Annotated in this window: 11 protein-coding genes; 7 read left to right on the top strand and 4 right to left on the bottom strand. The window is 32.5% G+C overall.

Annotated elements, in window-relative coordinates:
* Positions 1-43: 43 nt before the first annotated feature.
* Positions 44-529, bottom strand: a complete 486-nt coding sequence (locus tag Q0772_RS13835) for a hypothetical protein (RefSeq protein ID WP_298346019.1) — start codon at positions 527-529, stop codon at positions 44-46.
* Between the two features lie 139 nt (positions 530-668).
* Between Q0772_RS13835 and Q0772_RS13840 the strand changes: the two genes are divergently transcribed.
* Positions 669-3,581, top strand: coding sequence for an FAD-binding and (Fe-S)-binding domain-containing protein (locus tag Q0772_RS13840; protein WP_298346021.1), 2,913 nt, complete (start codon positions 669-671; stop codon positions 3,579-3,581).
* Here the strand turns inward: Q0772_RS13840 and Q0772_RS13845 are convergent.
* Positions 3,573-4,427 (bottom strand): UDP-2,3-diacylglucosamine diphosphatase, encoded by an 855-nt coding sequence (locus tag Q0772_RS13845; RefSeq protein WP_298346023.1) that lies wholly within the window; start codon positions 4,425-4,427, stop codon positions 3,573-3,575. The genes Q0772_RS13840 and Q0772_RS13845 overlap by 9 nt on opposite strands.
* A gap of 185 nt (positions 4,428-4,612) precedes the next feature.
* Here Q0772_RS13845 and aroC point away from each other — a divergent pair, with 185 nt between their 5' ends.
* Positions 4,613-5,674, top strand: coding sequence for a chorismate synthase (gene aroC, locus Q0772_RS13850; RefSeq protein ID WP_298346025.1), 1,062 nt, complete (start codon positions 4,613-4,615; stop codon positions 5,672-5,674).
* 182 nt (positions 5,675-5,856) lie between these two features.
* On the opposite strand, the gene Q0772_RS13855 is transcribed toward aroC, so the two are convergent.
* Complete coding sequence (locus Q0772_RS13855) at positions 5,857-6,738, bottom strand: lysophospholipid acyltransferase family protein (protein ID WP_298346027.1); 882 nt, start codon at positions 6,736-6,738, stop codon at positions 5,857-5,859.
* Positions 6,739-6,961: 223 nt separating this feature from the next.
* On the opposite strand from Q0772_RS13855, the gene Q0772_RS13860 reads away from it, so the two are divergent.
* The 5 genes from Q0772_RS13860 (at position 6,962) to cmk (ending at position 12,613) form a co-directional block, all read left to right on the top strand.
* Positions 6,962-7,612, top strand: a complete 651-nt coding sequence (locus tag Q0772_RS13860; RefSeq protein ID WP_298346029.1) for a rhomboid family intramembrane serine protease — start codon at positions 6,962-6,964, stop codon at positions 7,610-7,612.
* Positions 7,613-7,790: 178 nt separating this feature from the next.
* Positions 7,791-10,241 (top strand): endopeptidase La, encoded by a 2,451-nt coding sequence (lon, locus tag Q0772_RS13865; protein WP_298346031.1) that lies wholly within the window; start codon positions 7,791-7,793, stop codon positions 10,239-10,241.
* Positions 10,225-10,752, top strand: coding sequence for a LysM peptidoglycan-binding domain-containing protein (locus Q0772_RS13870; RefSeq protein WP_298346033.1), 528 nt, complete (start codon positions 10,225-10,227; stop codon positions 10,750-10,752). The genes lon and Q0772_RS13870 overlap by 17 nt, the downstream gene beginning before the upstream one ends.
* 74 nt (positions 10,753-10,826) lie before the next feature.
* Positions 10,827-11,846 (top strand): type IX secretion system protein PorQ, encoded by a 1,020-nt coding sequence (gene porQ, locus Q0772_RS13875; RefSeq protein ID WP_298346035.1) that lies wholly within the window; start codon positions 10,827-10,829, stop codon positions 11,844-11,846.
* A gap of 71 nt (positions 11,847-11,917) precedes the next feature.
* The gene (gene cmk, locus Q0772_RS13880; protein ID WP_298346037.1) at positions 11,918-12,613 is read left to right on the top strand and encodes a (d)CMP kinase; all 696 of its coding nucleotides are present in this window, start codon (positions 11,918-11,920) and stop codon (positions 12,611-12,613) included.
* An 85-nt stretch (positions 12,614-12,698) separates the two neighbouring features.
* Here the strand turns inward: cmk and Q0772_RS13885 are convergent, their stop codons facing one another.
* The gene (locus Q0772_RS13885; RefSeq protein WP_298346039.1) at positions 12,699-13,076 is read right to left on the bottom strand and encodes a LysM peptidoglycan-binding domain-containing protein; all 378 of its coding nucleotides are present in this window, start codon (positions 13,074-13,076) and stop codon (positions 12,699-12,701) included.
* Positions 13,077-13,123 lie beyond the last annotated feature (47 nt).

Genomic DNA, 13,123 nt, shown 5'->3' on the forward strand with positions numbered 1-13,123 from the left:
GATAGTAAACTATCGAGGTTTTAAATATACTTTTTAAGTTTAACTAGAATCTATAACGAATACTTAATGCGATATCAAAATCTAAATCATCTCTAAAATCACCAAAACCAAGTTCTGGTCTAGCATCTAGTGATAACTGTAAAGGAATATCAAAATTGTATTCAATACCGATGTCACCAGCAGCAAAGATAAATGTTTCGCTATCATCTACTCCATCAGGAACGTTGTCAAAACTATAAGATCCAATTCCACCACCTACACCAGCGTACCAGTTAAAGTTACCATCAAGTAACCAAATCCATTGGTATAAACCAGCTAACTTAAAACCATCATAACCTTTTCCATCTCTAATTCCAAGGTCTAACTCTAAACGGTTGTTTTCTCCAAGAGCTCGTTGGTAAGATATTTCAGCTCCAAAACCGTCACTGTCACCTAAACGAAGACCAAGTGCGTTTTCTGAAATGTCTTGTGCATTTGATGTAAATGCAAAACCTAATACTGCAATTGATAATAAAAATACTTTTTTCATAAAATAAAGTTTTTTGTTAGTTTTTTAAATATACGGTCAATCTTTAAAAATAGACCATTTTTATATATTCTTAATGCTTTTGCAAAAATAACGCCATTTTTGTCTTTATATTTACGGATACCATAGTTTTTTTAACGCAATGTCTTTAAACGATTTAAAATCAAAGCTTTCCGGTGATCTATTTCATGATGATTTAATAAAATCTATTTATGCTACTGACGCTTCAGTTTATAGAAAACTGCCACTAGCGGTGGCTTATCCAAAAAATGAATCCGATATTAAGTTATTAATTCAATTTGCAAAAACTAATAAAACCGCTTTAATTCCAAGAACAGCAGGAACATCCTTAGCAGGACAATGTGTTGGTGATGGCATTATAGTTGATGTTTCAAAGTATTTTACAAAAATTATAAAACTTGATGAAAAAGCGCAAACGGTTACGGTACAGCCAGGAGTTGTAAGAGATGCATTAAATAATTATTTAAAACCTTTTGGGTTCTTTTTTAGTCCGAATACCTCCACATCAAATCGTTGTATGATAGGCGGAATGGTAGGTAATAATTCCTCTGGAACAACATCTATTCAATATGGTGTTACAAGAGACAAGGTTTTGCAAATGTATACTATTTTAAGCGATGGAACTGAAGTGGTTTTTGGAGGAATAACCTCAGAAGTCTTTCATCAAAAAGTTAATAAGCATTCATTAGAAGGACAGATTTATAAAACTATTTATAATGAATTAAAATCGGAATCTGTACAACAAGAAATTATTGAAAATTTCCCAAAACCAGAAATTCATAGAAGAAACACTGGTTATGCTATTGATGAGCTTATTAAATCTGAAATCTTTAACAAGTCTTCTGAGAAATTTAATATGTGTAAACTACTATCTGGAAGCGAAGGGACTTTAGCGTTTACAACACAAATTACTCTAAAACTAGATAGGTTACCACCAAAGGAATCCATTTTGGTAGCTGCTCATTTTGAGAGTATAGAAAACTGCATGAAAGCAGTTCACCCCTTAATGCAACATAATCTTTACACTTGCGAAATGATGGATAAAACCATTTTAGATTGTACAAAGCACAATAAAACGCAGCAAGAAAATAGACAATTTATAGTTGGTGATCCTCAGGCTATTTTAATGTGCGAGGTAAAGGCTGATACTTTGGAACATGTAAAAGAGTTAGCTAAAAATCTTGAAGAAACTATTAAGACATCAGGTTTAAGTTATGCCTATCCAAAACTTTTTGGTGCAGATATACATAAAGCTGTTGAATTGAGAAGTGCAGGTTTAGGGCTTTTAGGTAATATTATAGGCGACAAAAAATCTGCTGCTTGTATAGAAGATACAGCTGTAGCTTTACCTGATTTGGCAAATTATATTTCTGAGTTTACACAGCTCATGAAAAACTATAAACAAGATGCCGTTTATTACGCACATGCAGGAGCTGGAGAAATTCATTTGCGTCCTATTTTAAACTTAAAACAATCAGAAGATGTTGAGTTATTTAGAAAAATAACAACTGATGTGGCCCATTTAGTTAAGAAGTATAATGGTTCTATGAGTGGGGAACATGGTGATGGTATTGTACGTTCAGAGTTTATAGAAATGATGATTGGGGAGGCTAATTACAACATTATTAAGCGTATAAAGAAAACTTTTGATTGCGATAATATTTTCAATCCTGGTAAAATAGTAGATGCTCTACCAATGGATAAAGCACTACGTTACCAAGAAAATAGGGAAGAACCCAAAATTGCAACGCTTTTAGATTTCTCAAAATCGTTGGGTATTTTAAGAGAAGCTGAAAAGTGCAACGGATCTGGTGATTGCAGAAAACTACCCGAATTTGGAGGGACCATGTGTCCAAGTTATAGAGCTACAAAAAATGAAAAAGACACTACTCGGGCTAGAGCAAATGCTCTGCGAGAGTTTTTAACACATTCTGATAAAGTTAACAGATTTAATCATGATGAATTAAAAGAGGTTTTTAATTTGTGTTTAAGTTGTAAAGCCTGTACCAGCGAATGTCCAAGCAGTGTAGATGTAGCGAGTTTAAAAGCTGAATTTCAATATCAATATCAAACAGTTAATGGTTTTAAGTTTAAAGATAAATTCTTTGCAAATTCAACAAAATATAATAAAATAGCATCCAGAGTACCTAAATTTTATAATGCGTTATTTCAACATCCATTTTCTGGAGGGGTTATAAAAAAAGTTTTAGGAATACACCAAAAACGTAGCCTGCCAAAAATATCTAGATCTTTTACAGGTTTTGATAATTTTTCGAATTGGATTGATAATAAAAATCCACTCAACCCAATCAAAACGGTTTATTTGTTTGTTGATGAGTTTGTGAATTATTTAGAATCGGAAATTGCTATAGACACTTTAATCGTACTGGAGGCTCTAAATTATAAGGTTGTTCCTGTTTCTCATTTGGAGAGTAGTCGTTCTTTTTTATCCAAAGGTTTTTTAAATGAGGCAAAGGCTATTGCAAACAAAAATGTTTTATTTTTTAAAGACAACGTTTCAGAGAGTACACCTCTTCTAGGAATAGAACCTTCTGCAATATTATCTTTTAAAGACGAATATTTGAAATTGGCAGATGATAAAACTTCCGCGGAAGCGATATCAAAAAACACCTTTTTAATAGAAGAATTTATCCAACAAGAAGTAAAACTAGGAAACATAAAACCAGAACAATTCACATCAGAGTCTAAAACCATCAAATTTCATGGGCATTGCCACCAAAAAGCAATGGCAAATCAATTATCAAGTTTTGCAGTATTAAATTTACCGGTAAACTATAAAGTAACTATCATCCCAAGTGGTTGCTGTGGAATGGCAGGTAGTTTTGGATATGAAAAAGACAAGTATGAAGTAAGCATGCAAATAGGCGAACAAACACTTTTTCCAGCAATTAGAAAAGCTTCAGCAGAAGTTGTGATTTCTGCAAACGGAACAAGTTGTAGGCATCAAATTAAAGACGGTACAAACCGTAACGCGAAACATCCTATAAGCATTTTAAAAGATGCTTTAGTCTGATTTTTTATTTTCAGTATGCTTAATAATAGTGATGGCAGCAATTAAATCTTTAACTTCCAATTCATCTTCGTCGTCATCATAAACTACAAAAGGAGCGAGTTTGTCTTTGTTGTAGTTGTAGATTCTCCAACGTTTAAATTGGTATTCAAGTGCAGTGAAGTTTTCAACCCAATCTCCAGAATTTAAATAGGTTGTTTTGCCATTTTTATTTTCAAAATATTCCATTTTTGGCTGATGAATATGTCCACAAATCACATAATCATAATCGTTTTCAATCGCCAATTCTGATATTACCTTTTCAAAATCATTGATATACTTTACGGCGCCTTTTACACTTTTTTTAATTTTTTTGGATAATGAATAACGTTCCTTACCACGTTTCTCAGCATACCAGTTTAGTAATCGATTAAAAAGAATAAGCAAGTCGTAGCCATAGCCGCCAAGTTTTGCTAACCATTTGGCATTTTGTATTGAAATATCAAAAACATCCCCATGAAAAATCCAAGCCTTTTTACCATCTAATTCTATAACAGCTTTATCTACAATAGAAATATTACCAATAGTAGTGTCACTAAACTTTCTTAGCATTTCATCATGATTACCAGTAATATATATTACTTCAACACCATTGGATGCCATGGTCATAATTTTCTTAATAACCTTTAAATGCGATTTAGGAAAGTATCGTTTACTAAACTGCCATATATCAATAATATCGCCATTAAGTATAAGTTTCTTAGGCTCAATACTATTCAAATAAGTTAGTAAATGTTTTGCATGACATCCGTAGGTTCCTAAATGAACATCAGAAATAACCGCAACTTCAATTTTTCTTTTTATTTTCAATTCTAGCCTAATATTAACAGTACAAATAATAAGTTTTAGTATAACTTAATCATTATGTAATAATTAACTATGTATCAGTATATTGTTAATTAATTGTTACGCGTAGCAAAAGTTTATGGCTTTATCTTAAAGATTGATTTCTTATTTAAGCGTATTAGCATTATTTTAGCAAAAAATTTTAGGCTATGGCTGGTAATTCCTTCGGAAAACTATTTAATTTAACAACTTATGGAGAATCTCACGGACCTGCTTTAGGTGGTGTAATAGATGGTTGTCCATCTGGGATAACCTTAGATTTGAATAAAATTCAAAACGAATTAGATAGAAGAAAACCTGGTCAGTCAGCTATTGTTACACAGCGTAAAGAACCAGATACTGTAAAGTTTTATTCAGGAATTTTTGAGGGTGTTACAACAGGAACTTCCATAGGTTTTGTTATAGAAAACACCAATCAAAAATCTCATGACTACTCGCATATAAAAGATAGTTATAGGCCTAGTCATGCAGATTATACTTATGATAAGAAGTACGGTGTTAGAGATTACAGAGGTGGAGGAAGAAGTTCTGCAAGAGAAACGGCATGTCGTGTTGTAGCAGGAGCCATTGCAAAACAGCTGTTAAAAGGTATTGAGATTACTGCTTACGTTTCTGGTGTTGGCACCATGAAGCTGGATAAACCATATACAGATATAGACCTTACAAAAGTAGAAACCAACATTGTGCGTTGTCCAGATCAAGATATGGCCTCAAAAATGGAACAATACATTAAAGAGGTTAGGAGTAAAGGCGACACTGTTGGCGGTATAGTGTCATGTGTTATCAAAAATGTACCTGTAGGTTTAGGAGAGCCTGTCTTTGATAAATTACATGCAGAATTAGGTAAAGCCATGTTATCCATAAACGCTGTTAAAGGCTTTGAGTATGGCAGTGGTTTCCATGGAAGTACCATGTATGGTAGCGATCATAACGATGCGTTTAATAACGATGGGTCTACTAAAACCAATCATTCTGGAGGTATTCAAGGTGGAATAAGTAACGGTATGGATATTTATTTTAATGTGGCGTTTAAACCTGTAGCAACTTTAATCCAGAAATACGAAACTATCGATAAAGCAGGTAATACAGTAGAAATGCAAGGTAAAGGACGTCACGACCCATGTGTTGTACCTCGCGCAGTACCAATTGTAGAAGCTATGGCAGCCTTAGTTTTAGCAGATTTTCATTTAATTAATAAGCTCTATAAGTAATTTTTTAGAAGCTATTTCCCGCTTTCCGCTATATCTTTTTAAAATTACGTCATTACGAGGAGTATGCGACGTGGTAATCTGTTAATTAACAGTTTAAAATCAAAAAATATTGTTTCTTAAGTTTTAAAAAGGATGCCGCTTCAATCGGGGCTAAGTCATCTGCCAAGGTGTTGCATTTAAAACTACAGGGGTTTCTTGCCTTTATGCTTCCAGCGTTTATGTGTCCAGAAATAATATTCAGGAGCTTCATGTATTTGCTCTTCAACACGATTTAAGTACAAATCTGTAAGTTTAAAATCAGGATAGTTTTGGCAATCTCTAATAATATCAGTAAAAGTAGCCTCATAATAACCCCGTTTCACCTTTTTAACTTTTAAAAAAAGCGTTACCATATCCAGACGCTTTGCAAGTACCTCTGCACCAACATGTACAGGTACTTCTTTTCCCATAAAATACTGCCAATGGATAGCTTTTTTGAGTTTTGGAGACTGATCAAAAACAAAACCATTAAGCGTTAATTCGTTATTCTTTTTAGCTTTTATAAGGGTTGGAAATGTATCTTTAGTAGTAATTAAGTAACTATTATATTTAGCACGAATACGTTTTACAAGCGCATCAAAATACTTATTACTAAGTCGCTTGTAAACGGCATAACCTTTATGTTTTATATGGGTTTGTAAGATAAAAATCCATTCCCAACTCGCATAATGTCCCATAAATAAAATAATACTTCGTTGCTCTTTTTCTAGTTGATGGATTTCATCAAGGTTAGTAAATATGTAACGTTTTTGCATTTCAGCTTCAGAAATAGTAATAGATTTTATGGCTTCAAACATCATATCACATAAATGATGATAAAAACCTTTTCTTATGGCTAAAATTTCTTTCTTAGATTTACCGGGGAGTGCTAACTTTAAATTATCTAAAACAACTTTTTTTCTGTAGCCAATAATGTAATAAACCAATACATAAAAACCATCAGATAACGCATACAACAACCTAAAAGGTAAAATGGAAATTATCCATAAAAGTGGATAAACCAGAATATAAGCTAGAAATTGCATGAATAAGTTTTAGATTTGCAAAAGCAAATATATGTATACCATTTGTTATTTGAATTTAGATTTAAGAAAATGATAATTTTTTTCTTTATATGAAGCAGAAAATATAGCATAGCATCGCCTCCGGTTTCTTTTTACGCTAAAATAGAAAGTAAAAAAGAGCGTTTTATTTATGTGAATTCAATTGATAAATGGTGTCTTAATTAAAAACAAACGTTTATAATACATGGGCAAATTAGATCTAGTAACCATTATAATAATTGGGGCAAACGTATTAATCTCTTATAAGGGATTTAGTGATTATAGTTTTTTTGAGAAGTACAAATTTAATGTTGGAGGTGTAAAACGTGGAGAACAATTTAGAATGTTGAGCTCAGGTTTTTTACATGCAGATACTCAGCACCTTTTATTTAATATGCTTACCCTTTATTTTTTTGCAGATGTTGTTATAAGTTTACTTAGCCCTATTCAATTTCTTATCGTATATTTTGGTAGTCTTATATTTGGAAGTTTGTTAGCACTCTATTTTCATAAAAATGAGTACCACTATAGTGCTGTAGGAGCCAGTGGCGCTGTGAGTGGTATTATTTATTCAGCAATTTTGCTACAACCAGGAATGAGTCTTTATATGTTTTTTATACCAATTCCAATTCCAGCATACATCTTTGGTATTGGGTATTTATTATATTCAATTTATGGTATGAAAAATAGAATTGGTAATATTGGGCATGATGCACACTTTGGAGGTGCAGTTGGCGGATATTTAATCACTTTATTATTATCACCTTGGTTGTTTGAAACCAATTTACTCATGATAGTTTTATTAGCTATTCCAATACTTATTTTATTTGCTTTAAAGAAAATGGGGAAGATATAAGTTTTGAATTTTTAAGATTTGAAATATATAATCATGTATGGCATAACTATTGAATTTATAGTCATACTGTATATTGGTTAAATCTTAAATTTCTTATATTCAGTATTTTAACACGTTTAATATAAAAGATAAAAAATGATCAATTTTGTTTTAATGACAGATTGACCTAAATATATTTATGAAGAAATCTAAATTCAGTACCCTTGACAGTTTGTCACTTCAGGAATTTGATGAAAACTCAGAGTTAATTCCTTTAATGACACCAGAGGATGAAGAAGCAATTAATAATGAAGAATTACCAGAGACCTTACCTATTCTTTCTTTGAGGAATACGGTGCTATTTCCAGGAGTAGTTATACCAATAACAGCAGGTAGAGATGCATCAATTAAACTTATTAATGATGCTAATAAGGGCGGAAAAGTAGTTGGAGTTGTTGCTCAAAAAGATGAAGAGGTAGAGAAACCAACTGCAAAAGACATTCACGAAACTGGTACGGTTGCTAGAATTCTACGCGTTTTAAAAATGCCTGATGGCAATGTTACTGTAATTATACAGGGAAAAAAGCGTTTTAGAGTAGCAGAGGTACTCACAGAAGAACCTTATATGAATGCTACCATTCGTGATATTACTGAGGCAAAACCTGCTCAAAAAAATAAAGAATTTTCAGCAATCATTGACTCAATTAAAGATTTAGCTTTAGAAATTATAAAGGAGAGTCCTAATATTCCAAGTGAAGCGTCTTTTGCTATAAAAAATATTGAAAGTAATTCGTTTTTAGTCAATTTTGTATCGTCTAATATGAATCTTTCTGTTGCTGAAAAGCAAGAACTTCTTGAGATTAATGATCTTAAGAAACGCGCACTTGCAACGTTAAAGTACATGAATGTTGAGTTTCAAAAATTAGAGCTTAAGAATGATATTCAGTCTAAAGTTCAAATGGATATGAGTCAACAGCAACGTGAGTATTTCTTGCATCAACAAATGAAAACCATTCAAGAAGAGCTTGGTGGAGTGAGTCATGATGGTGAAATTGAAGAGATGCGCATTAAGGCCAAGGATAAGCTTTGGGACGAAAAAGTTGCAAAACATTTCGAGAAAGAAATTGCAAAAATGCAACGTATGAACCCGCAGGTTGCGGAATATTCTATTCAAAGAAATTACCTTGAATTATTTTTAGATTTACCATGGAACGAATTTAGTAATGATAAATTCGACTTAAAACGTGCTATGAAAATTCTAGATAGAGACCATTTTGGTTTAGAAGATGTTAAAAGAAGAATTATAGAGTATTTAGCAGTTTTAAAACTTCGAAATGATATGAAATCGCCTATTTTATGTCTTTATGGACCTCCTGGAGTTGGTAAAACATCATTAGGTAAATCAATAGCTGAAGCATTAGGGCGCGAGTATGTACGTATTTCTTTAGGGGGTTTAAGAGATGAAGCTGAAATTCGTGGACATAGAAAAACATACATAGGTGCTATGCCGGGGCGTATTATTCAAAGCTTGAAAAAAGCGGGGACATCAAACCCTGTTTTTGTTTTAGATGAAATTGATAAGTTATCAAATTCGCATCAAGGTGATCCTTCATCTGCCATGTTAGAGGTTTTAGATCCAGAACAAAACAATGAGTTTTACGACAACTTTTTAGAAATGGGTTACGATCTTTCCAAGGTGATGTTTATTGCTACATCTAATAGTTTGTCTACTATTCAACCGGCATTGAGAGATAGAATGGAAATTATCAATGTTACCGGCTATACCATAGAAGAAAAGGTAGAAATTGCTAAACGCCATTTACTCCCAAAACAATTAAAAGAGCATGGTTTAACTGATAAACATTTAAAAATTGGGAAACCGCAATTAGAAAAAATAGTTGAAGGTTATACACGTGAATCTGGAGTTCGTGGTTTGGAAAAACAAGTAGCAAAAATGGTGCGTTATGCAGCTAAAAATATTGCTATGGAAGAAGATTATAATATTAAAGTTTCCAACGAAGATATTACTGAAGTATTAGGTGGTCCAAAATTAGAGCGTGATAAATATGAAAATAATAATGTAGCAGGAGTTGTTACAGGTTTAGCATGGACTCGTGTAGGTGGAGATATTTTGTTTATCGAATCAATTCTTTCAAAAGGTAAAGGAACAATGACCATTACAGGGAACCTTGGAAAGGTTATGAAAGAGTCTGCCACTATTGCCATGGAATACATAAAATCTAATGCCGATAAATTTGGAATAGACACTACTGTTTTTGATAAATATAACGTTCATATACACGTGCCAGAAGGTGCTACGCCTAAAGATGGACCAAGTGCGGGTGTTACAATGTTAACCTCTTTGGTTTCACTTTTCACTCAGAAAAAAGTTAAGAAGAGTTTAGCGATGACAGGCGAAATTACACTCCGAGGAAAAGTATTGCCAGTAGGTGGTATTAAAGAAAAAATTCTTGCAGCAAAACGTGCTAGAATTAAAGAAGTTTTACTGTGCGAAGATAATAGAAGAGACATCGAGGAAATAAAACCTGAATACCTTAAAGGTTTAACATTTCACTATGTGTCGGATATGAGCGATGTTATAGACATTGCCATAACAAATCAAAAAGTTAAGAATGCAAAAAAAATATAAAAATTTAGTACTGATAGTTACTATTCTTGTATGTGGCTTTAATTTACAGGCGCAAGCTAGAATTGCATATAAAGATGTTCTCTTAAATGGTAAGCCAGCAAGATTAAATTTAAAAACAGGTGAATTTATTTTTACTGATTCAAAAGGTACTGATTCTATAGTAAAAGCTAAAAGACCTGATGAAGACAACTCTTTAGACCGATTAAACTATCATATCGTTAAATCAGGGGAAAAATTATTAGATATATCAGAACAATACGGTTTGAGTTTAAAAGAAATTAAAGATGCTAATAATTTAAAAACAACTTTGGTTAGTGTGGGGCAGAAACTTCGTGTTAGAAACTTTGAAGAATTACAGGAAGAGAAAACCAAAGATATCTGGATAGTATCTAAAGGACAAACACTTTATTTAATTTCAAGAAAAACGGGGGTAAGTATTAAAACAATTAAGCAATTAAACGGCTTGAAAAATAATACGCTTGCTATTGGTCAAAAGTTATATTTAAAATAGAAATATATGCTTTAAAAAAATAAATAATGCATAGCACCGTTCTAGTATAGATTTAGTTACTTTGCGCCGTAAATATGCTAAGAAAAATTATTACGTTTTTTTGTCTAACCATGTCTTTTCTCTCTTTGGCGCAAGTAGGAGGGGAAACCACTTATCGATTTCTTAATTTAGTTGCATCACCTCGTCAAGCTGCATTAGGAGGTAAAGTCTTAACAAATGTTGATTACGATGTAACTCAAGCTATTTTTAACCCAGCAACCATTAATGTTGAAATGGATAATCAATTAGCTTTGAATTATACCAGTTATCTTGGTGGTATTGGATATGGGACAGCCGCTTATGCATATACTATAGATAGGCGAACACAAACATTTCACGCTGGTATTACATATATCAATTATGGTGATTTTGATGGTTACGATGAAGCAGGAAACTCAACGGGGGCTTTTACTGGTAACGAAACTGCATTGTCTTTCGGGTATGCTACACAGGTAGGTTACTCTGATTTTTACTTTGGTGGTAACGTAAAACTAATAACATCCACATTAGAGCAATATAGTTCTCTTGGAGCAGCTGTTGACTTAGGACTCATTTATATTAATGAAGATTTAGATTTTAATGCAGCTTTGGTAGTTAGAAATTTAGGATCACAAATTACCACTTATGCTGATTTAAATGAAAGATTACCTTTTGAGGTGGCATTTGGAATGTCGCAACGTTTAGAGAATGTTCCCATTCGTTGGCATGTGACTTTAGAAAATTTACAACAATGGCCTATTTCTACACCAAACCCAGCAAGAGCAATAAGCGACTTGTCTGGTAATCAATCTTCGGAAAAAGTGGGTTTTCTTGGGCAAGTTATAAGGCACACTATTTTAGGTGCTGAAATTTTTCCAGAAGGTGGATTTAATATTCGCTTAGGGTATAACTTTCGAAGGGGTGAAGAACTAAGAATAATTGATCAAAGAAATTTCTCAGGTTTATCTGCAGGTATTTCTATTAAAATGAATAAAATGCGCTTTAGCTATACCCATGCAAAATATACAAGTGCAGCAAATTCAAACTTTTTTGGACTACAAATTGATTTACAATAAAGAGCGTATTTAGAATTGTATGCTTTCAACTTTACAACACTTTAAGTACTTTAGCTTCTTTAAACTTGAAAATGAATAAGATTACGATTGCAATAGATGGGTTTTCATCTACAGGGAAAAGTACAGTTGCAAAACAACTTGCAAAAGCATTGGGTTACGTTTATGTAGACACAGGCGCTATGTATAGAGCTGTTACCTATTATGCTATGAATAACGGACTAATAAATGAAAGTGATTTTAATTCTGAAGCCTTAGTTTATCAACTACCGCAAATAGATTTAAGTTTCAAATTTAATGAAGCTTTAGGCTACGCCGAAGTTTATTTAAATGGTTTAAATGTTGAAAATAAAATTAGAACACTTAAAGTGTCTAGTTTTGTAAGCAAGGTAGCTGCTGTTTCTAAAGTGAGGCAAAAACTAGTAGAACAACAAAAAAAAATGGGACAAGATAAAGGGGTTGTAATGGATGGTAGAGATATAGGTACTGTAGTTTTTCCTAATGCTGAGCTTAAGTTATTTATGACAGCCTCAGCTCAAACTAGAGCAGAGCGACGTTATCAAGAACTTATAGAGCGTGGAGATCAAGTAGAATATAAAGATGTACTTGAGAATGTACAGGAACGCGATTACATTGATTCTAATCGAGAAGATTCTCCGTTAACCAAAGCTGATGATGCTATTGAAATAGATAATTCTAATTTAACCCTAGACGAGCAGTTTAATAAAATTTTACGATTAGCGAAAATGACTATTGAAGATTTAGAATGATTTTGATAGTCTAAGTAGCAGAAACAAAAAAACGAATCTTTATAGACTTAAAGATTCGTTTTTTTATTTTGTGTGTAAAACTATATTAAAGTTTTGGAATAATTAATTCTTGATCTGGATGAATTAAATCAGGATTCTTTAATATATCTGAATTTGCTTTAAAAATGTCATTGTATTTTGAAGCATTACCATAATATTGTTTCGCTATTTTACCTAAAGTTTCTCCGCTTTTTACAGTATGCCTTGCATAAACACTTTCATCAGCAACACTAATGTTTGCCATAATATCTGATGGGTTATCACCACCTATAGCTTTTATTTTATCCCAAAGAACATCTTTTTCGTATTGAGTGTTAGCTGTTCCTTTAATTTTAAGGACACCATTTTCTTCAGTTACATTACCGTCTTTAATATTTAATTCTTCTCCTAAGCTTAATACTTCTTGATACTTTGCTTTAACCATGATTTTGAAATTTTTTAAGTGTTAATTTGTATTGAACAATATAATAA

The organism is uncultured Algibacter sp. (genome assembly GCF_947490405.1).
Taxonomy (GTDB): Bacteria; Bacteroidota; Bacteroidia; order Flavobacteriales; family Flavobacteriaceae; genus Algibacter_B.

Coding starts and splice junctions, on each gene's coding strand:
- Q0772_RS13835 (WP_298346019.1), bottom strand. CDS start 529: ATGAAAAAAGTATTTTTATTATCAATTGCAGTATTAGGTTTTGCATTT.
- Q0772_RS13840 (WP_298346021.1), top strand. CDS start 669: ATGTCTTTAAACGATTTAAAATCAAAGCTTTCCGGTGATCTATTTCAT.
- aroC (WP_298346025.1), top strand. CDS start 4,613: ATGGCTGGTAATTCCTTCGGAAAACTATTTAATTTAACAACTTATGGA.
- Q0772_RS13855 (WP_298346027.1), bottom strand. CDS start 6,738: ATGCAATTTCTAGCTTATATTCTGGTTTATCCACTTTTATGGATAATT.
- Q0772_RS13860 (WP_298346029.1), top strand. CDS start 6,962: ATGGGCAAATTAGATCTAGTAACCATTATAATAATTGGGGCAAACGTA.
- lon (WP_298346031.1), top strand. CDS start 7,791: ATGAAGAAATCTAAATTCAGTACCCTTGACAGTTTGTCACTTCAGGAA.
- Q0772_RS13870 (WP_298346033.1), top strand. CDS start 10,225: ATGCAAAAAAAATATAAAAATTTAGTACTGATAGTTACTATTCTTGTA.
- porQ (WP_298346035.1), top strand. CDS start 10,827: ATGCTAAGAAAAATTATTACGTTTTTTTGTCTAACCATGTCTTTTCTC.
- cmk (WP_298346037.1), top strand. CDS start 11,918: ATGAATAAGATTACGATTGCAATAGATGGGTTTTCATCTACAGGGAAA.
- Q0772_RS13885 (WP_298346039.1), bottom strand. CDS start 13,076: ATGGTTAAAGCAAAGTATCAAGAAGTATTAAGCTTAGGAGAAGAATTA.